The organism is Pseudonocardia cypriaca (genome assembly GCF_006717045.1).
In the GTDB taxonomy this organism is placed as follows: Bacteria; Actinomycetota; Actinomycetes; order Mycobacteriales; family Pseudonocardiaceae; genus Pseudonocardia; species Pseudonocardia cypriaca.
In genome coordinates this window covers 1,796,641-1,821,180 of record NZ_VFPH01000002.1, presented here as the reverse complement: position 1 = coordinate 1,821,180, position 24,540 = coordinate 1,796,641, and the positions used below count along the sequence as shown (strand labels likewise).

Genomic DNA, 24,540 nt, shown 5'->3' with positions numbered 1-24,540 from the left:
TCCCGGCGAAGTAGGACAGCGCGACCGGCGCGGTCTGCGCGTCCGGGGTGTCGGCGAGCAGCACGTGCCCCTCCTCACCGCGAACCTCGGCCGCTGGCACCTCGCTGCCGTCGAACCGGCGCCGTGGGCCGAGATCCCCTGCTGACACCGCCGGGTGGCTCGAGGACGGCGCGAGCCGGCGTGCCGGCTCAGCCGCGCTGGGCCAGCGCGAACGGCAGCACCGCCGACGCCCCCGCGCGGCGCAGCAGGCGGGCGGCGACCGTGGCCGTCCAGCCGCTGTCGATCACGTCGTCCACCAGCAGGACCGGCGCGTTCGGCACCGGGAACGCCGGTGGCTCGAACGCCGACCACAGCGCCGCGAGCCTTTGCGGGCTGTTGGCGTGTGCCTCGGGCCGCGGGCCGGCCGGGGTGAGGGTGCCGAGCAGGGGCAGGCGCCCGATCTCGGCGATCCGCCGGGCGAGGTGGTCCAGCTGGTGTGGCCGGGTGCGGGAGCCGATGCCGACCACGCCGACCGGGCGCTGCTCCCACCCCCACCCGGCGAGCACGCGCACACAGGCGTCGAGCACGTCGCCGGGGACGGGCGCGTCGTCGCCGTCGACCAGCTCGCGCAGCCGCGTGCCCCAGCCGATGTCGGACAGGCGGCCGATCACCCGGCCCGGCTCGGCGAGCTCGGTCGCGGGGATCCGGCCCGACGCCCCGACGCCCAGCTCGGCCATGCCGCTCGGCCACTGCTTGCGCGGCGCGACCTCGACCCCGGGCCGGTTGATGCGTTCCTGCGCCGCCGCGGCCGCGTCCTGGTCGACGTCGGTGCTCCATGCGGGGGTGGTGCACGTGTCGCAGCGGCCGCAGCGTTCGGATGCCGGGTCGTCGAGCTGCCGGCGCAGGAACTGCATGCGGCAGCCGGTGGTGTCGATGTAGTCGAGCATCGCCTGCTGCTCGGCGCGGCGGGCCTCGGCGATGCGCTGGTGGCGCTCCCGGTCGTAGACCCATTCCTCGCCGGTTGCCACCCATCCGCCCTTGACGCGGCGCACGGCGCCATCGCTGTCGAGCACCTTGAGCAGCATCTCCAGGCGGGTGCGGGACAGGTCGACGCGCGTCTCGACGGCCGCGGTGGACATCGCATCGTCCCCGAGCACGGCGAGTGTCTGGCGCACGAGCGGTTCGGGCGGGAACGCGAGCGAGGCGAAGTAGGCCCAGATGTCGCGGTCCTCCCGGCCCGGCAGCAGCACGACCTCGGCCCGCTCCACCGCGCGCCCGGCACGGCCGATCTGCTGGTAGTAGGCCACCGGCGACGCGGGCGCCCCGAGGTGCACCACGAACCCGAGGTCGGGCTTGTCGAACCCCATCCCGAGCGCGCTGGTGGCCACGAGCGCCTTGACGCGGTTGTCGAGCAGGTCGGCCTCGGCCGCGAGCCGCTCCTGCGGGTCGGTCTTGCCGGTGTAGGACGCCACCGGGTGGCCGCGTTCGCGCAGGAAGTCGGCCACCTCCTCGGCGGCCGCGATCGTGAGCGTGTAGATGATCCCGGCGCCCGGCAGCGCGTCGAGGTGGTCGGCGAGCCAGCCGAGCCGCTGCGCGGGCGTGGCCAGCCGGACGACGGACAGCCGCAGGCTCTCCCGGTCGAGCGAACCGCGCAGGACCAGCGGCTCGCCGGATGCGAGCCCCAGCTGCTCGGTGACGTCGACGACCACCCGGTCGTTGGCGGTGGCCGTGGTGGCGAGCACCGGGATACCCGCGGGCAGCTCGGAGATGAGCGTGCGCAGGCGCCGGTAGTCGGGGCGGAAGTCGTGGCCCCAGTCGGAGACGCAGTGGGCCTCGTCGACGACCAGCATGCCGGCTGTGGCCGTGAGCTGCGGCAGCACGCGGTCGCGGAAGTCGGGGTTGTTGAGGCGCTCCGGGCTCACCAGCAGCACGTCGACCTCACCGGACGCGACCGCGGCGTAGGTGCGTTCCCAGTCGCCGGTGTTGGCCGAGTTGACGGTGGCGGCGTGGATGCCGGCCCGCGCGGCGGCGTCGATCTGGTTGCGCATGAGCGCGAGCAGCGGCGACACGATCACCGTGGGCCCCGCGCCGTCGGCCCGCAACAGCGCCGTGGCCACGAAGTAGACCGCCGACTTGCCCCAACCGGTGCGCTGCACGACGAGCGCTCGCCTGCGCTCGGCCACGAGCGCGTGGATGGCCGTCCACTGGTCCTCTCGCAGCCGTGCGCCCGGGCCGGCGAGCGTGGCGAGCACGGCCTCGGCGCGCTCGCGCAGGTCCGAGCTGACGGTGGAGGTCATGCACCCATGGTGACCGAGGGGCCCGACAGTCCGTCCGGCGGCCCGCGCCGACCGACGATGTCCGGTTTCCGGTCCCTTCCTGTCCGGTTCCGCTCCTTCCGACGGCGGATGGCCGCTGCTAGCTTCGGAGCAAGGGCCGGCGGGGGTTCGGCCCTGATCGGGGGATCAGATGAACGACACGAGCACGTCGACGTTCGGCACGCGGGTCACGTTCGCGGGGACGAGGGTGACCTTCGCGGGCACCCGGGTGACCTTCCACTAGGAGCCCGGCGCACACACCGAGCACGGCGTCCGCACGGCGGGCGCCGTGCTCGCTGCTCGGGGGGAACCATCACCGTCTACCGCCGCGTCGTCGCGGCGTCGGGGCTCGCCAACCTGGGTGACGGTGTCCGGCAGGTCGCGCTGCCGCTGCTGGCCGCTGCGATCACCCAGGACGCCTTGCTCGTCGCCGGGCTCACGGCCGTCGCGTACGTCCCGTGGATGCTGCTCGGCCTGCCCATCGGCGCTCTCGTCGACCGCAGCCGGCCCGAACTGTTCGTGCTCGGGGCTGCGGTGTCGCGGGGCGTGCTGTTCGGTGCGCTCACGCTCGCGCTCCTGCTCGACGTGCGGTCGATGGTGCTGCTCTACGTCGTCGCGTTCCTGCTCGGCGTGGGCGAGGCCGCGTACGACAACGCGAGCCAGTCGTTGATCCCGCGCGTCGTGGACGACGCCGACCTGGAGCGGGCCAACAGCGCGCTCGTGAGCGTGGAGCGGCTCGGGCAGGACCTCGTCGGGCCGGCGGTCGGCGGGGTCATGTTCGCCGCAGCGGCGTCGCTGCCGTTCGCGGTGAGCGCGGCTGCGCTGCTCCTCGCTGGGGTGCTCGTCGCGGGGTTGCGCACGCCCGCGCCCGTGGTCGAGGGCCGCCCCACCCCCGCTGCCGTACTGCGGGAGGCCGCCGAGGGGATGCGCTGGCTGCTCGGCGCCCGGTTCGTCCGCACGATCATCCTGACCGGCGCGGGTCTCACGTTCTTCACCCAGACGTGGGAGGGGCTGCTCGTCCTGCTCGCCGTCGGCCCCATGGGCACTTCCGAGACGGTGTTCGGGCTGATACTGGCCGGTGGCGCGGTCGGCGGGATCGTGGGGGCGATGCTCACCGCCCCGCTCGTGCGCCGGTACCCGCAGCGCGCGCTCCAGGTCACCGCGCTCGCCGTGGCCGCGGTGGGCAACTTCGTGCTCGCTGCGTTCCCCACACCGGTGCTCGCGGCCGTCGTGCTCAGCACCACCAGCTTCTCGTTCGCCCTGTGGAACGTGCTGTCGGTGACGATCCGGCAGCGGCTCGTGCCGGCCGCCGTGCTGGGTCGCGTCAACGCGGCGAGCCGGACGCTCTCGATGACGGCGGCGCCGCTCGGCGCACTCGCGGGCGGCGGACTCGCGGCGGCGTCGGACCTGCGCGCGCCGCTCTGGGTGAGCGGGCTGGCGATGGTGATGATCACGGGACTGTTCGTACTGGCCACCCGGGACACGGAAGCCGTACGCGAACGCAACTGACAGGCACCGGGAACGTGTGGAGTCACCCGGACGGGGAATCCGGTCGGCATGAGCAGCCCCCTATGGCCCTTGGCGGTGCGGCGATGCACCCGATGCACGAGGGAGGCCGTCGTCGTGGTCGCATCGGACGACGGCTCCGGGCCGGTAGCGGCCTGTTCCGAACACATGGAGTGGGCGTTCTTCCTCGGGGTCGACGAGTGGAGCGGGCGCCGCACCGCGTGACGTCCACGTACCCCACGGGCACGATGGCGGGGTGACTCTGCCGCAGCCCGCGCTCTTCGGCTCGGTCGACGAGGTCGCCGAGCGCCTGGCCGGTGTCGGCTACCTCGCGTCCACGGCCGTCGCCACCACCGTCTTCCTCGCCGACCGGCTCGGCAAGCCGCTCCTCGTCGAGGGACCGGCGGGTGTTGGCAAGACCGAGCTGGCGAAGGCCGTCGCCGAGGCCACCGGCTCCGGCCTGGTGCGCCTGCAGTGCTACGAGGGCATCGACGAGGCCCGGGCGCTCTACGAGTGGAACCACGCCAAGCAGCTGCTGCGCATCACAGCGGGCCAGGGGCGCGAGTCCTGGGACGAGACCCGCGACGACGTGTTCTCCGAGGAGTTCCTGCTACCCCGGCCGCTCCTCACAGCCATCCGGCGCACCGAACCGACCGTGCTGCTGGTCGACGAGATCGACAAGGCCGACGTCGAGGTCGAGGGCCTGCTGCTGGAGGTGCTCTCGGACTACCAGGTGACGGTGCCGGAGATGGGCACCGTCCACGCCTCCCGGCGGCCGTTCGTGGTGCTCACGTCCAACTCGACGCGTGAGCTGTCCGAGGCGCTGAAGCGGCGCTGCCTGTTCCTGCACCTCGACTTCCCCGACGCCGACCTGGAGCGGCGCATCGTGCTGAGCCGCGTACCGGAGCTGCCCGAGGCGCTGGTCGACGCGCTCGTGCGCACGGTCCGCGTGCTGCGCGGGCTGGAGCTGCGCAAGTCGCCCTCCGTCGCCGAGACGATCGACTGGGGACGCACGCTGCTCGCGCTCGGCATGGACACCCTCGACGCAGACGCCGTGCGCGCCACCCTCGGGGTGGTGCTCAAGCACCGGTCCGACGTCGACCGCGCGGTGAGGGAACTGAAGCTCGACTAGCACCACTGCCGTTTCCGAACACCGCGGCCGGGATCGATGAGGCCGATTTTCACCCACGCGTAACTCCGAGCGGCCCTGAGCGCGCGACACTAGGTGAACCGCTCGGTTCAACCGGAGGAGTCACCGTGCCCGATCTCGACCCGACCGCCTTCGCCGACCTCGGCGTCTTCACCCCCACCGACGGCCCGGACGCGGCCGAGGCCTTCTACCGCCGCTGGGGCTTCGTCGTGCTGCGCGACCTCGTGGCGCCGGAGCTGATCGACGCGATGGAGGCGGAGTGCGTCGCCGCGCAGCGCGGCGTGCTGGGCGGGGACCTCGATCCGCGGTACGGATCGACGAAGTACCTCGACGACGAGCTGAAAGCGGAGCGGTTCGTCAACTACGTCGAGCACGTCGAGGAGCTCGCGCCGACGATCGGCACCACCCTCGCAACGCCCGCCCTCGTCGAGCTCGTGGGGCGGATCCTCGGCACGGACTTCTGGCCGGGGCGGAACGGGGTCGTCTACCAGGACGCCCGGCCCGGCCGCGAGTCCGGCTACACGCGGATCGGCTGGCACGCCGACTGGCAGGCCGTCCCGCACCTGGACATCTGGCCGGGCACCGCGTTCACGATCCACATCGACGGCACCAGCCCGGCCAACGGCTTCCTGCGGGTGGTGCCCGGGAGCCACCTGTGGGCCACGGCCTCGCCGTTCGAGAACATCAACAACGCCGCCGTGCCGGACGGCACGCCGCCCTCCCGTGGCTACACCGACGTCCCGCCGCCCGCGCCGATGCCGCTGGGCTTCGAGAAGATCCGCGGCGAGATCCCGGTGTACGTCGAGCGCGGCGACGTGATCCTGCACGACGCCTACCTCTGGCACTCCGCCGCCCGCGCGACGGACGACGACACGATGCGGCGGCATGTCCGGGGTGGGTGGCACGGTGGGGACAGGGCGCTCATGGACCGGGAGACGGGCTTCGTGAAGAACGCGGCCCGCTGATGATCCGACGCTCCGCGATTGCTCGTGGGTCAGGGCCTTCGGTGGCGCCGCGCATTGTGCGGGGCCGCTCCTCACGCCTCAAGGGCGCCTGCGGCGTCGCTTCGCGATCGCTGCGCGACCCTTGACCGTGAGCCTCTGCGGCCCTGAAGGCAGACCACACGGGCAGGCCAAAGGCCTGCCCTCAGGGCGCGCGGCACCACCGAAGGCCGGTTCGACGGTCGATCACGCCGACCGTGACGCCGCACAGCTGACTTCACAAACCCAGCACGGACTTCACACAAGGCCGGCCCTGTGTGAAGTGGCCACTGGGTTTGTGAAGTGCTGTCGGCAGGGCGATCGACCGGGTGCGTGGGCCGTCTCTGGCGGGACGGCGAGTCGATCAGGCCGTTGCGGTGAGCCAGTCCTCCACCTGGTCCGCGGCGTCGGCGACCAGCTCGTGCGGAGCGCCCGAGCCCACCAGGCTCGACCTCGCCAGCTGCGCCAACTGCTCGTCGGAAAGGCCCATCGTGTCGCGCACCAGCTCGTACTCGGCGAGCAGGCCGGGGCCGAACAGCAGCGGGTCGTCGCCGTTCAGCGAGCAGCGCACGCCCGCCTCGAGCAGCTGCACGAGGGGGTGCTCCTCGATCGAGGGCACCACGGCGAGCATCACGTTGGACGTGGGGCAGACGTCGAGCACCACCTCGTCGGCGACGAGCCGCTCCACCAGCGCCGGGTCCTCCAGCGCCCGGACGCCGTGGCAGATGCGCCGGGCGCCCAGCGCGTCGAGCGCGCCGTAGACGCTGGCGGGCCCGGCGAGCTCGCCCGCGTGCGGAGCGGAGATGAGCCCTGCGTCGCGGGCGATGGCGAACGCCTCCGCGAAGGGCTCCGGCGGGAAGAGCGCCTCGTCGGCGGCGAGCCCGAACGCCACCACCCCGGACCCGGCGTACTTGGCGGCGAGCCGGGCCAGGTCGACGGCCTGGTCCACCTCGAAGTCGCGGAGGGCGGACACGATCCACCCGCACCCGATGCCGCGAGCGGCGGCGGCGCGCTCGCCCTCGTCGATGACGATCTCCAGCACCTCCTCGACGGCGCCGAGCTGCCCGGCGTAGCGGGGCGGGTAGAAATGCGGCTCCACCCAGACCGCGCCGTCGTCTGCCGCGTCGTCGACCACCTCGCGGACCACGCGGCGCAGGTGCTCCTCGGTCTCGATGAGCGCAGAGGCGGCGCGGTACTGCATCCCGAACTCGCCGAACGACGTGTAGCCCCGGACGGGGGGAGTGGCAACCCCGGCCTCCGCTGCCAGCTCGGCGAGCGTGGAGGGCCGCATCGCGCCCTCCAGGTGCAGATGCAGGTGGGCCTTCGGGAGCTGCCGGAGATCGCGGGGCATCAGATGGTCGACCTTCCCTGGAAGACGGCGTCGAGCACGCCTGTGTCGATGATGCGGGAAACGTCCGGAAGTGGGGAGACGCCCGCGGCGGCGTAGGCCGTGTACATCGGGCCGGAGATCCGCTCGGGGTCGATGCGGAAGAGGCCGCTCGCCTGCGTCAGCTCGCTCTGCGTGTACGGGATCTGCAGCTCGTTCTCGCGGGTCTGTTGGCTGAGGTCGAGGCCGAGGTCGGCGCCGTAGTTCTCGACGGCGAGCCGCGCCGCGACGGACGGGTCGGCCGCGTTGTCCTGCCAGCCGCGGATCGTGGCGCGCATGAACCGCTCGACGACGGGCCGGTTGGCTTCCAGCCATGAGCGCTGGCTGCACAGCAGGCTCGCGTACTGCGGGAGGCCGAGCTGCTCGTAGGTCGTCACGACGAAGTCGCGGTCGGCGACCATGCCCTGCTGCTCCAGCATGATCGGCTGGTTGGTTGCGAAGCAGGTGTAGACCTCGCCCTGCCCCTCCACGAGTGGGCTCGGCTCGTAGCCGACCGGGATGAACTCGTACTCCACCGGCACCCCGGCCAGCCGCATCGCCGCCTCGACGTAGGGCTGAACGCCCTGCTGCCCGAGCACCCGGGCGCCGACGGCGTCCTGCGCGGTGCGGACCGGCCGCTGCGCGAGGGACAGCCACGCCGCGGGCGAGTTCTGGAACATCGCCCCGTACGCGACGAAGTCGTTGCCGTCGTTCACGGCCGAGAGGAACTCCTGCATCGCCACCGGGATGGCGATCTCGGCGCCCCCGGCCGCGAGGGTCTGCGCGGTCCGCGGGGCGTTGGGGCCGCCCGGGAGGAACTCGACCTCGAGGCCCTCCTCCGCGTAGTAGCCGCGGTCGTCGGCGATCCAGAAGCCGGCGAACTCGACGTTGCTGATCCAGCCGAGCGCGACGCGCAGGGAGGTGGTCGCGCCGCCTCCGGCCGGGGTGGGGCCGCCTGCACCGCACGCGGCGGTGAGGCCGAGGCCTGCGAGGCCGGCCGTCTGCAGGAACCGGCGGCGGGACCAGTCGGACATGGTGATCTCCTCGGGGTGGGATCAGGTGAACCGGGCGACGCCCCAGCGCTCGACGGCACGGGCGGCCACGAAGCAGGCGACGGAGACGGCGGTCGCGACGAGCGCGGTGCCCCACGCCCGGTCGACCTCGTAGAAGCTGACCGACTGGGCGAACAGCGTGCCGAGGCCGCGGCCGCCCATCAGGTACTCGGCGAGCATCGCGCCGAGCACGGCGGTGGACGCCGTCAGCCGGAACGCCACGAGCAGGCCGGGCACCGCGTGCGGGAGGAGCAGGCGCCGCAGCAGCGTGCCGCGGGAGGCGCCGAGCACGGCCATGAGGTCGGACGTGGCAGGCGGCGCGTCCCGCAGGCGGGCGCCGACCAGCACGAACGCCGGGAAGAACGAGACGACACTCGTGATCACCAGCACGGTGGTCCAGCCGTAGCCGAACACCCTGGCCAGCACCGGGATCATCGCGACCACCGGCACCGAGCGCATGATCAGCGCGAGCGGCGTCATCATCCCGGACACGACCCGCGACGACCAGACCGCCACCGCGAGCGCGGTACCCGTTGCCATGCCCACCGCGAGCCCGGCCGCGGCCATTCCGAGAGTCCAGGCGAGATCGGGCAGGTAGACCCCGACGTTCGTGACGACGTCGCCGAACACGCTGACGGGCCCGGGCACGACGATCCGGTTGAGGCCTGACAGCGACGAGTACAGCTGCCAGGCGACGAGCAGCGCGAACACCGTCCAGTAGCGGGAGAGCGCGGCGCTCACGAGAACCTCCGGTTCACCACGCCGCGCAGCGCCACGAGCAGCACGTAGGCGAGCAGCGATACCGCGGCCGAGGTGAGCGCCGCCGCCCACAGCTGCTCGACCTGCAGGTTCTGCATCGAGCTCACCAGGAGCACGCCGATGCCGCGGCGTGCTCCGAACCACTCGCCGATCACGGCGCCGAGCACCGCGGCCGGGGCGGCGAGGGTGAGCCCGTCGACGATCAGCGGCACGCCCGCCGGCAGCTGCAGCCGCAGGAGCGTGACCAGCCGCCCCGCGCCGAGAACGGAGAACACGTCGCGCTGGGCGGCATTCGTCGCCGCGAGCGCGGACGTGGCCGCGACGAACACCGCGAACCCGGCGGCGAGCGCGGCCACCAGCGTCGGGGTGGCGTCCCGGCCGGCGATGGTGATCAGCAGCGGGCCGATGGCGATGAGCGGCACCGCGTGGACCACGGCGGCCAGCCGGTCCAGGCCGGGCGCCGCGCTCGGGAGCAGCGCACCCATTGCCGTGACCAGCAGCGCGACGATCGTGCCGAGCACGAAGCCTGCGCCTGCGGCCGCCCCGGTGGCGGCGAGCGCCCTGCCCAGCAGCTGCCGGGCCGACGGCTCGGTGAGGTAGAGCAGCACCTCGCTGATCGGCGGCCATCCGACCCCGCCGAGCCCGGTCCGCCCGATCAACTCGGCCAGCACGAGCACCGCGAGCGCACCGGCCGTGGCGAGGCCCCGGTCGGCGGCTCTCACGGCCCCACCTCGGAGTCGTCGAGCAGCGCGGTGAGCTCGTCGACGATCTCGTGGAACCCGGGGTCGCGGGTGACCTCGGTGCCCCGCGGCCGCGGGATCGCGATCTCCTGGACGTACCGCACGCGGCCCGGTCGCCCGGTCATGACGACGACGCGGTCGGCGAGCAGCACGGCCTCGTCGACGTCGTGGGTGACGAGCAGGGTCGTGATCCGCTGCTCCGCCCAGATGCGGGCGAGCTCGAGGTTCATCCGCCTCCGCGTGACCGCATCGAGGGCGCCGAACGGCTCGTCGAGCAGCAGGACGTCGGGTTCCAGCGCGAGCGCGCGGGCGATGGCGACGCGCTGGCGCATCCCGCCGGACAGCTGCCGCGGCCGCGCCGACTCGAACCCCGCGAGCCCGACGAGGGCGAGCAGCGCGGCGACGCGCTCGTGGTCGACGGGGCGGCCCGCCACGCGGTAGGGGAGCGCGACGTTGTCGCGGGCCGTGGCCCACGGCAGGAGGGCGTGCTCCTGGAACGCCACGCCGAGGCGATGGCTGCGGATCAGGTCCGCCGGGCCTGCGCCCTCCACGGCGACCTCACCCTCCGTGGCCCCCTCGAGACCCGCGACCAGGCGCAGCACCGTGGACTTCCCGCAGCCCGACGGCCCCAGCAGCGCCACGAACTCGCCGTGGCCGATCTCGAGGTCGAGGTGATCGAGGGCCCGCACCGTCTCGCCCCGGCGCAGTGGGAACTCCTTGACGACGCCGGTGAGGGCGATCGCGGTGGTGGTGCTGGGGCGGGTGAGCATGCAGCGGCTCCGTGGGTGAATCGCGCGGTTCACGTCACGCTATGGAGCACTGGTTGCTGCCGTGTTGCGCACGCGGCGCCCGCACGTAACGCCTCGGCGCTGGGCTACCGTGCTGCGCCATGGGTGGCGAACCGGAGCGGGACCGGCTGCTCCGGCTCATCGCCGACTACGTCCTCGAGCACGGCATCGCCGGGATGACGCTGCGCGGCCTCGGCGCCGCGATCGGCACGAACAACCGCATGTTGCTGTACTACTTCGGCTCGAAGGAGCAGCTGATCGGGCAGGCCCTGGCGGAAGCGGCGCAGCGGTTCCCCGCGTTCACCGCCGGCATGGCGGCCCTCGACGACCCGGCTGTCCCGCTCGTCGACCGGCTGCTCGCGGCCTGGCGGGGCGTCGCGGAACGGGAGAACCTCCCGTTCCTGCAGCTGTTCTTCGAGGTCTTCGGCCAGGCCGTGCACAACCCCGGCCGGTTCGACGACTTCCTCGCCCGCGTCGGGCACGACTGGACCAACCAGGTCGCCAAGGCGCTGCACGCCGAGGGCATCCCCGCCGCGGAGGCGGCCGCACTCGCCAGGGAGATCGTCGCCGTCTGGCGCGGGCTGCAGTTCGACCTGCTCTCCACCGGCGACGCGGACGCGGTGGCGGCCAGCTACGCCGGCACCGCGGCCGCCTTCGCGGAGCGCTGCAGAGCAGCCGCTCAGCGTTGATGTTCGCTCCGCAAGCTCCGCTCAGCCCGCCAGCTGAGCAGGCGCCTTCGGCATCACGATGTCCAGCTCACCGGCCGGCACGGCCACGGCGGCGCTGCTCCAGCCCCAGATCGAGTAGAGCGTGCGCGCCGGGTCGGTGTGGCCGTGGCGGCCGTGGAAGAGCCGGTAGTTGTCGACGCACGCCATCTCGCCCGCCTCCAGGCGGAACCGGGGGCCGGTGTCCCGCGCCGCGGTCACCGCGGCGGTCCAGTGCCTGACGAACGGCCACTGCGCCTCCTCGTCCGGCCCCGCGACCGGCGCGAGGTAGGGGTGGTGGCGCACCTGCGGGCGCCCGGCGGGCGTCGTGCGCAGGATCGACGAGTACGTGCCCTGCGGGAAGTTCGGCTCGGAGTGGTCGATGTCGACGGTGCGGCAGAACTCGACCATCTGCGCGTTCGCCGGGTCGCGCTCGAGGACGTCGAGAACGGCGACGCCGTCGATCAGGAACGACTCGCCGCCGGTGGCGGCAGGGCGCTCGCTGAACAGGAACAGCCGGTCCGGCGCGAAGTCGCCGAAGGCGAACCCGTCGTTGTGCGCGGGCATCGGGAGCGACGTGTCGGTGACGAACCTGCGCTTGCGGCCGCGGGCGTCGGCCGGCTGCTGCGCGACCTTCGCGCTCTCCTCCTCACCCCGCTTCCTCGTGACCTCGATCTGCCGGCCGATGCGCCGCAGATCCGCACCCAGCATCGCCCTGCCGAACGCGATGGCGCCTTCCTCGTCGGCGATGCCGCTCACGATCGCGGCGCCCTCGGCGTCCACGACCTCACGGGCCTCCTCCGGGGACGACACCCGGCGGGGCACGACGCAGGCCTCGGCGAGGCCGGAACTCAACTGCATGGCGCGCTCCTGTCGTTGAACCAAGCGGTTCAAGAGACTCTAGGGCCGCCGCGTTGCCCTGGCGTTACCGTCGTGACGCGGCATGATGGCCGGGTGGAGCCGGTGCTGACCGTCCCCGAGCACGGCCTGCCGGGGCACCTGGTCGACTTCGTCGGAGCGCTGCGCCGGCACGGGGTCTCGGTCGGGCCGGGGGAGACGGTCGACGCCGCGCGGGTGCTCACCGCCATCGACCTCACCCGCCGCGAGCACCTGCGGGAAGGCCTCGCGGCCGCGCTGCTGCGCCGGTCCGGGCAGCGCGAGGTCTTCGACCCGCTGTTCGACCTCTACTTCCCGGCCGCGCTCGGCGCCGGGGCCCGTCCCGTCGAGGTGCCCCGGGCCGACGGCGGCCCGGTGGACGTCGACGCGCTGCGCGCCGTGCTCGCCGACCTGCTGCGCGACGGCGACCCGGCCGCCCTCGCCGAGCTGGCCCGTGCCGCCGTCGACGCGCTGGGGCGTTCCGGTGCGGCGGGCACCGGGGTGCGTGGCGCGGCGGCGCAACCCGGTTGGTCGTCCTACCAGGCGCTGCGCGCGCTCTCCCCGGAGACGCTCCTGGCGCAGATCCTCGCCGACCTGCAGGCCGGCGACGACTTCGCGGACGAGGTGCTCCGCCGGGACGTCCGCGAACGCATCGCCGCGTTCCGGAGGATGGTCACCGACGAGGTGCGCAGGCGCACGGCGGAGATCCGGGGCCGCGAGCAGGTTGCGCGCTCAGCGGTGCCGACGCCGGTCGAGCAGGTCGAGTTCCTCTCCGCCCACGCCGAGCAGCTGGCCGGGCTGCGGCGCACGGTGCACCCGCTGGCCCGACGGCTGGCGTCCCGGCTCGCGGTGCGCCGCCGGCACGCCAAGCGCGGCGAGCTGGACATGCGACGCACGCTGCGGCGCTCGATGTCCACCGGCGGCGTGCCGATGCGCCCGGCCCACCGCAGACGCCGGCCGGGGCGGCCGGAGCTGGTGGTGCTGTGCGACGTCTCCGGGTCGGTCGCCGGGTTCAGCCACTTCACGCTGCTGCTGGTGCAGGCGCTGCGCGAGCAGTTCAGCAAGGTGCGGGTGTTCGCGTTCGTGGAGCGGGCGGACGAGGTCACGCACCTGTTCGAACCGGGGGCTGAGCTGTCCGGGGTGATGCAGCGGGTGCTGCGTGAGGCCGACCTCGTCGCGTTCGACGGGCACAGCGACTACGGCGGCTCGTTCGGCAGCTTCGCCGAGCACTGGGGCGACGCCGTCGGCCCGAGGACCTCCCTGCTCGTGCTGGGCGACGGGCGCACCAACTACCGCAACCCGAACCTGAACGTGCTGAAGCGGCTGGTCGGGCAGGTCCGGCACGCGCACTGGCTCAACCCCGAGCCGCGGCGGCAGTGGGGCAGCGGCGACTCCGCCGCGCTCCGCTACGCCGACATCCTGCCGATGCACGAGTGCCGCACCGCGGCGCAGCTCGCCGACGTCGTGGAGGCCCTGCTACCCGTGTGAGGATCAGCCCCAGGTCCGCTGCTGCTGCTCGGCCGCGGTGAGCTGCTTGCCGGCCTCGACCAGCTCGCCGGCCCGCAGGTCGTCGGCGGCGCCGTTGACCTTCTCGATCGTGGGCCGCGCCGCCTGGATCGCCGTGGTGGTGTCCCGCACCGCGCCTGCGGTCTGCTGGATCGCGCCACTGATCTGGGCGGCCGTTCCACCCGCGAGGGTCATCGCGTCGAGCAGTTGCCGGATCCTCCGCGAGATGTTGTTGGCGAGGTCGACCGCCATGACGACGATCCGCGCCGCCGCGGCGCCGAGCGTGCCGCCCACCGTGGCGAACGCCCCGATGGCCGCGGCGACCAGGTACTGGATCGCGGTGCTCACGAACTCGGCGATCGCGTCGCGGACCAGGGCTCGCACCGTGCCCACGTGGGCGCCGGTGGTGAGGATCAGGTCGGCGAGCTGGGTGGCGTCCCGCCCGGCCTGGTCGAGCGCCCCGCTGAACCGGTCGACGGCACCGCGGTAGCCGTCGCCCGCCATGCCCTCCCAGGTGCTGAGCGCCGCTGCCGCCGCGCGGTGGTCCTGCGCGACGGAGGTGAGCTCGCGGCCGACGTTGTGCCACGTCTGCGCCTGCGCGGTGATCTGCGTCGGATCGCCCGCGAGCGCGTCGAGCGGCTCGTGCAGGAACCAGACGTGCTCGATGATCCAGCCGACTCCCGCCGAGAGCAGCGCGTCGAGCGGGTTCTCGATCGCACCGAGCGTGTCGAGGCCCGCCCCGGCCGCGGTGTAGGCCACCTGGAGCGGGTCGACGTGGTCGGCGGAGACGGCGGATTGCACGTCCGCCCAGCTCGAGACGAACCCGGCGCCCTCGAAGTTGTCGAGGGGCTGGGCGTCCTCGTTCTCGGGCGCCACCACGAGCGGATTGGCGCCCGGCTGCTCGCTCATCGACCCGGACCGAACGGTGCCGCGACCCGCCGTTCGGCCTCCTGGTAGTCGCGGACGACGGCCCGCACGCCGTCGCCGATCGCCCGACCGCCCTCCGCGAGCTCGGCGACCGACCGCGACGCGGTTGCCGTGGCGTCGACGGCCGCCGCCGCGAACACCTGCCCGATCACCCCGTACGCCTCGAGCCCCAGCGGTGAACCCGCGCCCGAGGCGTTGCGCAGCCGGGCGGTGAGCGCATCGACCTCCTGCCCGTGGCGGGACAGGACCCCGTCGTCGAACCGGAAGCCGTCCATCACCGCTCCGGTACCGCGAGCCGGCGGAACTCCTCCATGGCCGCGCTGCGCTCGCCGAAGACGGGCACCAGCGCGGCCTCGGCCTGCGCAGCGGCCTCCCGCCGCGCCTGCCGGGCGGTGTCGAGCACGGTGGCCGCCAGCTCCTTGCGGGAGAGGACCTCGGCGTGCTCGGTGAGTTCCAGGTGCTGCAGCGCGCCTGCCTGGTCGACCGTGACCGTGACCGCGCCGTCCCGGCTCGTCGCCCTGCCGGCCACGGCGGCCAACGCGCGCTCGGCCCGGGCCGCCCGCGCCCGGATGTCCTGGAGGCGGTCCTGGTAGCCGGCGAGCCACTCGCGTCCATCCATGGGGCGGACGGTAGGCGGCCGACCCCTTCGCGCGGGGCCGTTTCGGAAAACTCAGCCCGCCAACCCGAACGTCGCGACGTCGTCCAGGAGGGGACGCTGGGGAGAGGAGCGGTCGGCCACCAGGGCGACCTCGTGGGCGGTCCACGCCGCAGCCACCGCCTCACCGGCGAGCGCGGCGGGCACCCGGCCCCTGGCCAGCACGACGTCGGCCTGGAACGGCTGGGGGTGGGTCACCGGCACCAGCCCGACCGTCGCGTCGAACACGAGCGCTGCGAGGTCGTCCAGCCCGGAGACCGGGGCGCCGAGCCACTGGCCGCCCAGCCTGCGGGTGGCCGGACCGAGGGCGCACCGCACGGGCGGGACACCGGCCAGCTCGTCCGCCAGCGCCGCGACCAGGGGACTCACGACGCGGTCGGGTACGTGCCCGAGCGGTCGCAGCTTCACCACCCACTGCTCGGGCACCGACCACGTGACGCCCGCGACGGGCTCCCGCCGCAGCGCGCCGAGCACCTCGACGACGTCGGCGGGCGGCCGGATCGCCACGAACAGCCGCATCGTCCCAGCGTATTGGCCGTGGGTGGATACGAGTGCTGGAGCACTCGTATCCACCCACGGGCTATGAACGGCCGGCGGTGAGGACCGAGCGCACCGATGGCCAGGAGGCCAGTGCGTCGCGGACGTCCGGGTTCGTCTCCGCCTGCAGGGCCGCTGCGTGGGCGTCGGCGAGCACGTCGTCGATCAGCACGCGCTGACCGGTGTCCGCCGAGCGCACCGCGGCCTCGACCATGGCGAGGCTCAGCACGTTCTCGTGCACCTCGCCCATCGGCGGCACGCCGGTGCGCAGGGCGTCGGTGAACACCAGCAGCGCACCCTCGATCCCCGAGTACGGGGCCGCCGTGCGCGGCGTCGGTTCGACGTCGGCCTCGAACACCGGGTCGTGGTCGCCGTCCCAGTGCGCCGAGCCCTTCTCCGCAGCGAGGCGCCACTCACCGTTCCAGGACGTCTGCCGGCCAGGGCTGACCCAGCTGCCGGTGTAGGTGTAGCGGATGCCGCCGGTCATCTCGAACACGGCGGTGGCCGCGGCGTCGCCCGCGAACCAGCTCCACGGCGGGTTGTGCGACTCGCAGTACGCCGCCACCGGCTCGGCGCCGAGCAGGAACCGGGCGGAGTCGAACGGGTGGATCGCCATGTCGACCAGCAGCGGGTGCGCCATCTCCTCGCGGAACCCGGGGAAGTGGGACTCGCGGAAGAACTCGGTGGTGAGGGAGCCCGGCGTGCCGAGGTCCTCCGCCATGGCGCGCAGCGCGAACAGCTGCGGGTTCCACCGCCGCGACTGGCTCACCATGAACAGCCGCCCGGTCACCGCGGACGCGGCGGCGAGCGAGAGCGCCTGGGCCACGGTGGGAGCGACCGGCTTCTCGCCCAGCACGTCGAGGCCGGCGAACAGCGCCGCGGTCGTGACCGGGTGGTGGGCCTCCGGCACGGTCGCGTTCACGATGGCACGGGCGCCGGTGGCAGCGGCGAGCGCGACGCCGTCGGTGCCGGTGGGCACCGGACGGCCCAGCGCTGCCGCGGTGGCCTCGGCGGTGGCCGGGTCGAGGTCGGCGATCCCGACCAGCTCGACGCCGGGGGCGGCCTCGATCGTGTCGCGCCAGGCCCGCCCCATGAGGCCCGCGCCGACCAGCACCACCCGCAGTGGATCGGCGAGGGTCATCCCAGCGGCCCCGTGTAGCCGGCGCCCTTGAAGAACTCGCCGGTCTCGTAGCGCAGCAGCACCGGCTCGGCGCGCTCGGGGCGGTCGGTCTTCGCCCACTTCACGCCGTTGGCGATCACCCGGCGCACGTCCTTGTGGTGGTAGGTCGGGTAGTCCTGGTCGCCGGGCCGGAAGTAGAAGATCTTGCCGTGGCCGCGGCGGAACGTGCAGCCGCTGCGGAACGCCTCCCCACCGGAGAACGTGCTGATGAAGATCAGCTCGTCGGGAGCGGGGATGTCGAAGAACTCCCCGTACATCTCGTCCTCCTCGATCTCGAGGGGGTGCGGGACCCCCTCCGCGATCGGGTGGGTGGGGTCGACGGTCCAGATGAGCTCCCGGTCGTGCTCGCTGCGCCAGCGCAACGTGCAGCTGGTGCCCATGAGCTTCATGAAGATCTTCGACCAGTGCCCGGAGTGCAGCACCACGAGACCCATGCCGGACAGCACGTGGTGGTGCACGCGCTCCACCACCTCGTCGGCCACCTCGCCGTGCGCGGCGTGGCCCCACCAGACGAGCACGTCGGTGTCCTGCAGCGACTCCTCGGTGAGCCCGTGCTCCGGGTCGTCGAGGGTGACGGTCCGGACGACGGCTCCGTCGCCGAGGTTCTCGCGGATGCCGTCTGCGATGGTCTCGTGCATGCCGTCCGGGTAGATCTTGCGGACGTGCTCCTCGACCTTCTCGTGGCGGTTCTCGCCCCAGACGGTCACGCGGACGGGAGTCACAGATTGAGTCCTTTCTATTTCACGCTTTTATTTCACAGCGCCGCTGGCGACGCCTGCGGCGACGAAGCGCTGGGCAACGACCAGCAGCACCACTGCGGGGAGGGAGGCGAGCACGGCGGTGGCCATCACCGAGCTCCAGTCGTTCACGTACGTGCCGATGTACTGGAAGATCCCCAGGGTCACCGGCCGCACCGTCTCGGTGGTGGTCAGCGTGAGCGCGAACAGGAAGTCGCTCCACGTGAACAGGAACGTGAAGAGCGCTGCCGTCACCAGCGCGTTGCGGCTCATCGGCAGCACGATCGCGACGAATGCGCGGATCTGCCCCGCCCCGTCCACCCGCGCGGCCTCGATGACCTCGCCCGGGATCGACAGCAGGTAGGCGCGCATGATCAGGATCGCGAACGGGATGCCGTGCGTGGAGTCGGCGAGGATCAGCCCGGGGATGGAGTTCAGCAGGCCGAGGTCGCTGTAGGCGTTGTACAGCGCGTTGGCCACGACGATCCCGGGGATCATCTGGCTGATCAGGATCCCGAAGAGCACCACGCCCGCGCCGCGCACCTTGAACTGCGCCAGCGCGTACGCCGCCGGTGTGGCGATCAGCAGGCTGAACAGCACGCTGCCGGTGGCCACGATCAGGCTGGTGACGAGGTTGCGGCCCTGCTCGCGCAGGGCTGTCGCATAGCCGTCGAAGGACAGCTCGAGCGGGATCCACGGCGTGCCGACGGCCGAGCCGCTCGGCTGCAGCGAGACGTTGAACATCCAGTACAGCGGGAACAGCATCACGGCGAGGATCAGCACCGCGATCGCGGTGTAGCCCCAGCCGTGGGTCCGTGTGTTCATCGACGCCTCACCGGGCCAGCGCGCGCCGGTTGGCGCGCAGGTAGAGGATGGCGAACACCAGCGAGATGATGATCAGGATGTTGCCCATCGCCGCGCCCTCGCCGAAACGGAACTCCTGGAACGACAGGTGGTAGGCCTGCGTCGCGATCGTCTGCGTCGCGTTGGCCGGACCGCCGTCGGTGAGCCCGAGGATGATGTCCAGCACCTTGATCGTGTAGACGACCCCGAGCACCAGCACCACGTTCACAACGGGCCGCAGCAGCGGCCACGTCACGTGCCGGAACGCCCGCCATCCGGTGGCCCCGTCCAGCGCCGCGGCCTCGTACAGGTCCTGCGGGATGTCCTGCAGGCCGCCGTAGAGGATTGTGGTGTTGAACGGGATCCCGATCCAGATGTTCACGCCGATCACCGCGATCAGGGCGAGCGAGGTGCTGGTGAGCCATCCCGGGTTGTCGGCCACGCCGATGCCGCCGAGGAACCGGTTGAGGGCACCGTTGTCCTGGTCGAGGATCCAGCGCCACACCGCCCCGGAGACGATCAGGGGGATGAGCCACGGCATCAGCAGCAACGAGCGCAGCACCCCGGACAGCGGGAACCGCCGGTGGAAGAACAGCGCGATGCCGAGACCGATCACGAACTGCCCCGCGATCGAGCCGACCGTGAACAGCACGGTGTTGAGCAGCGCCGTGCCGAACAGTCCCGACGACAGCACGGTGACGTAGTTGGCCAGCCCGACGAACGGCGCTTCGCCCGTGTAGAACGTCCGCGTCGTGTACTCCTGGAACCCCATCAGGGCGTTCTGGACCACCGGGTAGCCGAAGAACAGCAGCAGGTAGGCCACCGCGGGCACGAGGAACGCGAGCTGCAGCATCCGCTCGCGCCCGCGGGGCGACCACCACCCGCCTGCCGGGGCCTTCGGGGGTGCGGGCGCGGCGTCGCTGGCGAGTGGCCGGCCGGGTGCGGTGGCGACCGCACCCGCCGGCCTGGCTCCGTCAGCCATTCTGAGCCTGCTGGAGCGCCTGGAGCGGCGGGGCGCCGCCGGTGATCGCGGTCTGGACCGCGGTGTAGATGCGGGTGGCGGCGGCGGGCCACTCGGGGCCGAGCTTGCCGGTGCGCGCCCGCGCGGTCTGCACGATCTCGGTGAACGCCGCCATCCGCGGCACCTCGGCGGTGAACCGGTCGCGCAGTGCCGTCTTGGTCGGCACGGTGGTGCGCTCGGTGGCCAGCGCGATCTGGTTCTCGTCGGTGTTCAGGCACGCGACGATCTCGGCGGCCTTGGCCTGGCGGGCCGGGTCGCCCGTCTGCGGGATCGTCCAGGTCTCGCCGCCGAGCGGGGCCACCACGGTCTCACCGGCCTGCGGCACCGGGATCGGCACGACCTCGTACTTGAGGCCCTGCACCTTGTCGAGCGCGGGGAACTGCCACGGCCCGTTCACCATCATCGCCGCGTTGCCCGCCGCGAACTGCTCCCTGACATCGGCCTGGGTCCAGTTCAGCACCGACCGCGACGCCGCACCGGAGCTCACCAGGTCGACCCACAGCTGCAGCGCCTCCGCGGTCTCCGGGCTCGCGATGTTGGTCTCGTCGCCCCCGTTGGTCCACATGAACGGCAGGAACTGCCATGCGCCCTCGTAGTCGGCCACCGCGGAGAACGCGACGCCGTACCGCTGGCCCTGCGTGAGCGCCGCAGCGGCCGCCTTGAGCTCGTCCCAGGTCTTCGGCGGCGTGATGCCGGCCTGGTTGAGCATGTCGACGTTGTAGAACAGGCCGATCGAGTTGGTGATCGGTTGCAGCCCGTAGACCTTGCCCTCGAAGGTCGACGCGGTCTTGACGCCCTCCTGGAACCCGTCAGCGGAGAGCCCGAAGTCGGTGATCGGGGCGAGCGCGCCGGTCTCGGCGATCTGCTGCAGGTCGGGGTTGTCGAGCATGAGGACGTCCGGCAGCGTCCGCGAGGACGCCTGCTGCAGGACCTTCGCGATCAGCTGCGCGCCCGGCACGACCTCGCGCTCGATCTTCACGCCTGCCTGCTGGCCGCACTCGTCGAGCTTGCGGGCGTAGACGGTCTTGTCGGGCTCGTTGTTGTAGTAGTCGAGCACCCGCAGCGACGTGACTTCCCCGCCGCCGCCACCGCCGCCACCGCTCCCGCCGCCACAGGCGGTGAGCCCCAGCGCGGCGGCCGCGACCAGCGCGGGGAGGGCGGTCCGTAGTGATGCTCCTCGTCGAGCCATGTCCGGTCCTCTCGGTCGATACGTATCGATTGCGGGCGTGCGTCGGCCGCGGGGTGCGCGGCCGGGTCAGGGGGCGGGCAGCGTGGTGTCCCGGCGCGTGAGCCGGGGCGGGATCAGCTCGACGAGCTGGGCGGGGTCGTCCCCGTCGCGGTCGAGCAGGCGGAAGAGGATCTCCATCGCGCGCCGCGAGACGTCCCGCGGCTCCAGCGACACGTTCGTGACGGCGGGCGTGGTGGCCTCGGCGGCCGCGTCGGTGCACAGGCCGATCAGCGAGATGTCCCGGCCCGGGACGAGCCCTCGTTCGACCAGGGCGTGGAGCACCGGCCCGACGGCCTGCGAGTTCGGCACGACGATGCCCGGCAGGCCACCGCCCTCGAGTGCGCGCTCGACGGCCTCGCGGGCGCCCGCGGTGTCCGGCGGTACGGGGGCCACCACCGAGTAGCCGATCCCGTGCCGCTCGGCCGCCGCCGCGGCGCCCCGCTGGAACCGGCGCACGAAGTTGATGTCGCGCTCGATGACCTCGGCCGGGTGTCCGATGAGCACGACCCGGTCGTGCCCGAGTCCGGCGAGCTCGTCGACGGCGAGTGCGCCGGCCAGCGCGAAGTCGACGTCGACGCAGTGCAGGCCGGCGCTGTCGTCCGGGACGCCGATGAGGATCACCGGCACCGAGAGCGTGGCGGCCACCGGGATGCGCGCGTCGTCGGCGCCGATGCCCATCAGCACGATCGCGTCGCAGAGCGCCCGACCGGCGAGGCGGATGAGCCCGGCCGCGCCCTCGTCGGCGGTCACGAGCAGGACGTCGTGGTCCTCGGCCCGCGCGCAGCTCGCGATCGTCTCGATGAAGGGCAGCAGGCCCGCGGTGTCGGCGGCCGGCCCGAACGGGACGACGAGACCGACGACCTGGGTGCGCTGGCTCGCGAGCGCGCGGGCACCTGCGTTGGGCTGGTAGGTGAGCTGTTCGATGGCGTCGAGCACGCGCTTGCGGGTCTCCGGCGAGATCGAGCGGCGGCCGCTCATGACGTAGGAGACCGTGCTCTGCGACACCCCCGCTACCCGGGCGACGTCCCGGCTGGTGGCCATGGGCGCCTCCCTCCGTCGGGTTTGTCGATACGCATCGACAGTGACGCCGGTGACCGTAGTCACCCCTCGGGGTGAACGCAACCGTTCCCGCGAATCGGGCGCATCCGGTTGCACGTGGGCGATTCCACAGCCGGTTGGCGCGCGGATCCCGTCATCGGAGCGGGTCGCGCCCGTTGTACCGGCGACGAGGGGGGACGCGGATGGGCCCGGCGGTGCGTTTCGGGGGCTTCATGGCGGTGTTGGCGCTGGTCTTCGGTGGGGCGTGGTGGGCGGGAACGCTGGCGCCCGGTGCTCTCGTCCCCCCTCCGACCGGTGCCGACGGGCACGCCGAGAGCAGGTACTCGGGAGTCGCGCTCGACATCGGGTCGGCCGGCCTCGTCTCCAGCTGGGCCGGGTACACACTCGTGCCGCGCGGCCCCACGACGTACACGCCGGGCACAGCGGGCGAGCTCGCGTTCGTCGTCGTCGGGCCCGACGGGCTCCCCTTCACGGCGTTCGACGCGAAGGACGAGCGGCAGCTGGACCTCGTCGTCGCGGCTCGGGATGGCGGGGGGTTCCTGCACCCGGACCCGGTCATCGGTCCGGACGGCGTCTGGCGGGCGCAACTCACGCTGCCGGCCGCCGGGGTGTACCGCGCGTACGTCGACTTCGTGGCGGCCGGTGGGCCCGCACTCGTGCTCGGCATGGACCTGTTCGCGCCCGGGAGGTTCTCGCCCGAAGGGTTCTCGACATCCCGCACGGCCCACGTCGACGGCTACGACGTGCGACTCGACGCCGACCTGGTGGCGGGCGGCACGTCGGAGGTGTTCGTGGCGATCGACCGCGACCGCCTCCCGGTGACCGACATCGAGCCCCATCTCGGCGGGCTGGGCCATCTCGTCGTGCTGCGCCGGTCCGACCAGGCCTACCTGCGAACGGCTGCCATGCCACCCGACGCCGCACCGGCCTCGGCGCACCGCGCGGGCGCGGGCATCGCGTTCACGGTGGAGGTGCCGGGGGCGGGGGAGCACCGGCTGTTCCTCGAGTTCAAGCACGGCGGTGCCGTGCACACGGCCGAGTTCGCCGTGCGGACCGGAAGCGACCAGTGACGGCTCAGGCGGTGACGCCGAGGCCCTCCGCCGTGCGGAGGATCGCCCCCCACGTGTTCACCGGGATGGGGATGCCCTTCGTCAGCCGCTCCTCGCGGGTGGCGGCCTCCGGCTCGCCGGGGAGCAGCACCGGCACGGCCGGGTCGATCGGACGCGCGCCGAGCACCCAGTCCAGGTACTCGCGCGCGATCCGCTCGAACTCGGCCTGCGTGCCGAAGTGGGCCGGGGAGAGGTAGATCGACAGCATCCCGTTGGCGATGCCCTTGCGCGGGCCGTCGATCGGGCCGGCGCAGCCGCCCGCGGTGAAGGCGCCTGCGAGCAGCTCGCACATCAGCGCGAGGCCCGAACCCTTGTGCTCGCCGAACGCGCGGATGGCACCGACTCCCCCGCCCGGGCGGCGCAGGTCGGTGGGTCCGTAGTCGCCGTAGAGCAGGCGCGGGTCGTCCGACGGCACGCCCTCCGGGCCGATCAGGGCGTCCGGAGGCAGCGGCCTGCCACCGTACGAGGCCACCTGCACCTTCCCCTCGGCGACGAGCGACGTGGCGAAGTCCAGCACCACCGGACGGTCCGGCAGCGGAACTCCCACGGCGAACGGCGCGGTGGAGAACCGCCGCTCGACCGCGCCGAACGGCGCCACCAGCGGCGACTTGGCCACGTTCACGAAGTGGATCGAGATCAGGCCGGCGGCGAGCGCCGTCTCGGCGTAGGCGCCGACGCGGCCGACGTGCCCCGAGTTGCGCAGGGCCACGATGCAGCTGCCGTTGGCCGAGGCCCGTTCGACGCCGAGGGCCACCGCCTGCGCGGCGATCGTCTGGCCGAAGCCCCCGTGCCCGTCCAGCACCACGAACGCACCGCCGTCGGTGACGATCTCGGCCTGCTGTCCGGCTCGGACCCAGCCCTCCCGCATCCAGTCGACGTACAGCGGCACTCGCACGACGCCGTGGCTGTCGTGGCCCGCGAGGTTCGCGCCGACGAGTTCGCGGGCCACCAGCGCGGCCTCCTCGTCGGCGCAGCCGGCCGCGGTGAAGATCGCGCGTACTGTCGATTCCAGCTCGGCGGCGGCGATCACGTGCACCCGATCGCGCCCGACGGCACTCGTCTCCCCGGTGGTCACGTCCCCAGCATGACTCACACCTCCCGCTCGCAGGCAGGTGCTCCCTAACGACCGGGATGCGCGATCGGTGGTAAACACTGCGTGACCACCCTCTCACTCTCGACGACGTGTCCGGATGAGATGGTCGTAACGAAAGGCTCACGCAGCTGTTCGTGGTTGTCACTCCGGTTCGGTAGAAATTGCCGATCCCGCGATCCGGGATCGACATCCACAGTATTCGCTCCCCAGCGGCGGCCGCCGGATGGTTCGACCGGACAGCGGGCCACCCGGCGGCATCCGGTTCGGGCCAGGCCGGGTCTCACAGCCACGAGCAGATCCGCAGAGTTCTTCGTTACCGTGACTTTACGGTGTGCGACGCCGCGGTCACGCTCGTTTGGCACGGTCTGATCGCGCGAACTCGGATCGGTTCGGACCGTTTTCGGAACGTGGAATCCATTCCCCTGATCGT

At 72.8% G+C, this 24,540-nt stretch carries 24 protein-coding genes; 6 read left to right on the top strand and 18 right to left on the bottom strand.

What is annotated here, in order from left to right; translation table 11 throughout:
• Positions 1-188: 188 nt before the first annotated feature.
• Complete coding sequence (locus tag FB388_RS26180) at positions 189-2,276, bottom strand: RecQ family ATP-dependent DNA helicase (RefSeq protein WP_142104807.1); 2,088 nt, start codon at positions 2,274-2,276, stop codon at positions 189-191.
• A 330-nt stretch (positions 2,277-2,606) separates the two neighbouring features.
• Between FB388_RS26180 and FB388_RS26175 the strand changes: the two genes are divergently transcribed.
• The 3 genes from FB388_RS26175 (at position 2,607) to FB388_RS26165 (ending at position 5,915) form a co-directional block, all read left to right on the top strand.
• On the top strand, positions 2,607-3,803 hold the full coding sequence (locus FB388_RS26175) for an MFS transporter (protein ID WP_246122599.1): 1,197 nt from the start codon (positions 2,607-2,609) through the stop codon (positions 3,801-3,803).
• Between the two features lie 253 nt (positions 3,804-4,056).
• Entirely contained in the window at positions 4,057-4,932 is an 876-nt protein-coding gene (locus tag FB388_RS26170) for an AAA family ATPase (protein WP_142104805.1), read from the top strand.
• 125 nt (positions 4,933-5,057) lie between these two features.
• Entirely contained in the window at positions 5,058-5,915 is an 858-nt protein-coding gene (locus FB388_RS26165) for a phytanoyl-CoA dioxygenase family protein (protein WP_142104804.1), read from the top strand.
• A gap of 379 nt (positions 5,916-6,294) precedes the next feature.
• Here FB388_RS26165 and add read toward each other — a convergent pair whose 3' ends face one another.
• From add to FB388_RS26140, 5 genes are read right to left on the bottom strand one after another with little or no spacing between them, the layout of a single operon-like run.
• Positions 6,295-7,281: an adenosine deaminase gene (gene add / locus FB388_RS26160; protein ID WP_142104803.1), complete on the bottom strand. Its 987-nt coding sequence runs from the start codon at positions 7,279-7,281 to the stop codon at positions 6,295-6,297.
• Entirely contained in the window at positions 7,281-8,330 is a 1,050-nt protein-coding gene (locus FB388_RS26155) for an ABC transporter substrate-binding protein (RefSeq protein ID WP_142104802.1), read from the bottom strand. The genes add and FB388_RS26155 overlap by 1 nt, the downstream gene beginning before the upstream one ends.
• Before the next feature lie 21 nt (positions 8,331-8,351).
• Entirely contained in the window at positions 8,352-9,089 is a 738-nt protein-coding gene (locus FB388_RS26150) for an ABC transporter permease (RefSeq protein ID WP_142104801.1), read from the bottom strand.
• The gene (locus tag FB388_RS26145; protein ID WP_142104800.1) at positions 9,086-9,829 is read right to left on the bottom strand and encodes an ABC transporter permease; all 744 of its coding nucleotides are present in this window, start codon (positions 9,827-9,829) and stop codon (positions 9,086-9,088) included. Before FB388_RS26145 ends, FB388_RS26150 begins: the two co-directional genes overlap by 4 nt.
• Complete coding sequence (locus FB388_RS26140) at positions 9,826-10,617, bottom strand: ABC transporter ATP-binding protein (RefSeq protein WP_142104799.1); 792 nt, start codon at positions 10,615-10,617, stop codon at positions 9,826-9,828. The genes FB388_RS26145 and FB388_RS26140 overlap by 4 nt, the downstream gene beginning before the upstream one ends.
• A 119-nt stretch (positions 10,618-10,736) precedes the next feature.
• Here FB388_RS26140 and FB388_RS26135 point away from each other — a divergent pair, with 119 nt between their 5' ends.
• Positions 10,737-11,324, top strand: a complete 588-nt coding sequence (locus FB388_RS26135; protein ID WP_142104798.1) for a TetR/AcrR family transcriptional regulator — start codon at positions 10,737-10,739, stop codon at positions 11,322-11,324.
• A gap of 21 nt (positions 11,325-11,345) precedes the next feature.
• Here the strand turns inward: FB388_RS26135 and FB388_RS26130 are convergent, their stop codons facing one another.
• Positions 11,346-12,200, bottom strand: coding sequence for a TauD/TfdA family dioxygenase (locus FB388_RS26130; RefSeq protein ID WP_142104797.1), 855 nt, complete (start codon positions 12,198-12,200; stop codon positions 11,346-11,348).
• Positions 12,201-12,293: 93 nt separating this feature from the next.
• Here FB388_RS26130 and FB388_RS26125 point away from each other — a divergent pair, with 93 nt between their 5' ends.
• Positions 12,294-13,703, top strand: coding sequence for a vWA domain-containing protein (locus FB388_RS26125; protein ID WP_142104796.1), 1,410 nt, complete (start codon positions 12,294-12,296; stop codon positions 13,701-13,703).
• Between the two features lie 3 nt (positions 13,704-13,706).
• Here the strand turns inward: FB388_RS26125 and FB388_RS26120 are convergent, their stop codons facing one another.
• The 10 genes from FB388_RS26120 to FB388_RS26075 all read right to left on the bottom strand — a co-directional run bounded on the left by FB388_RS26120 (position 13,707) and on the right by FB388_RS26075 (position 21,890).
• The gene (locus FB388_RS26120) at positions 13,707-14,630 is read right to left on the bottom strand and encodes a WXG100-like domain-containing protein (protein ID WP_142104795.1); all 924 of its coding nucleotides are present in this window, start codon (positions 14,628-14,630) and stop codon (positions 13,707-13,709) included.
• A complete protein-coding gene (locus FB388_RS26115) occupies positions 14,627-14,923 on the bottom strand; it encodes a hypothetical protein (RefSeq protein WP_142104794.1) in 297 nt (98 codons plus the stop codon). Before FB388_RS26115 ends, FB388_RS26120 begins: the two co-directional genes overlap by 4 nt.
• Positions 14,923-15,267, bottom strand: a complete 345-nt coding sequence (locus FB388_RS26110; protein ID WP_142104793.1) for a YbaB/EbfC family nucleoid-associated protein — start codon at positions 15,265-15,267, stop codon at positions 14,923-14,925. Before FB388_RS26110 ends, FB388_RS26115 begins: the two co-directional genes overlap by 1 nt.
• A gap of 51 nt (positions 15,268-15,318) precedes the next feature.
• Positions 15,319-15,822, bottom strand: a complete 504-nt coding sequence (locus FB388_RS26105) for a 2'-5' RNA ligase family protein (protein WP_142104792.1) — start codon at positions 15,820-15,822, stop codon at positions 15,319-15,321.
• 61 nt (positions 15,823-15,883) lie between these two features.
• The gene (locus FB388_RS26100) at positions 15,884-16,981 is read right to left on the bottom strand and encodes a Gfo/Idh/MocA family protein (RefSeq protein WP_142104791.1); all 1,098 of its coding nucleotides are present in this window, start codon (positions 16,979-16,981) and stop codon (positions 15,884-15,886) included.
• The gene (locus tag FB388_RS26095; protein WP_246122415.1) at positions 16,978-17,742 is read right to left on the bottom strand and encodes a ThuA domain-containing protein; all 765 of its coding nucleotides are present in this window, start codon (positions 17,740-17,742) and stop codon (positions 16,978-16,980) included. Before FB388_RS26095 ends, FB388_RS26100 begins: the two co-directional genes overlap by 4 nt.
• 27 nt (positions 17,743-17,769) lie before the next feature.
• Positions 17,770-18,582, bottom strand: a complete 813-nt coding sequence (locus tag FB388_RS26090; RefSeq protein ID WP_142104789.1) for a carbohydrate ABC transporter permease — start codon at positions 18,580-18,582, stop codon at positions 17,770-17,772.
• Between the two features lie 7 nt (positions 18,583-18,589).
• Positions 18,590-19,582 carry a carbohydrate ABC transporter permease gene (locus FB388_RS26085; RefSeq protein WP_142104788.1) on the bottom strand — a complete coding sequence of 331 codons (993 nt, stop codon included), beginning with the start codon at positions 19,580-19,582 and terminating at the stop codon, positions 18,590-18,592.
• A complete protein-coding gene (locus FB388_RS26080) occupies positions 19,575-20,810 on the bottom strand; it encodes a sugar ABC transporter substrate-binding protein (protein ID WP_142104787.1) in 1,236 nt (411 codons plus the stop codon). The genes FB388_RS26085 and FB388_RS26080 overlap by 8 nt, the downstream gene beginning before the upstream one ends.
• 66 nt (positions 20,811-20,876) lie before the next feature.
• Positions 20,877-21,890, bottom strand: coding sequence for a LacI family DNA-binding transcriptional regulator (locus tag FB388_RS26075; protein ID WP_142104786.1), 1,014 nt, complete (start codon positions 21,888-21,890; stop codon positions 20,877-20,879).
• A 212-nt stretch (positions 21,891-22,102) separates the two neighbouring features.
• Between FB388_RS26075 and FB388_RS26070 the strand changes: the two genes are divergently transcribed.
• Complete coding sequence (locus FB388_RS26070; RefSeq protein ID WP_142104785.1) at positions 22,103-22,978, top strand: hypothetical protein; 876 nt, start codon at positions 22,103-22,105, stop codon at positions 22,976-22,978.
• A gap of 4 nt (positions 22,979-22,982) precedes the next feature.
• Here the strand turns inward: FB388_RS26070 and FB388_RS26065 are convergent, their stop codons facing one another.
• A complete protein-coding gene (locus tag FB388_RS26065; protein WP_246122414.1) occupies positions 22,983-24,092 on the bottom strand; it encodes a malate/lactate/ureidoglycolate dehydrogenase in 1,110 nt (369 codons plus the stop codon).
• Positions 24,093-24,540 lie beyond the last annotated feature (448 nt).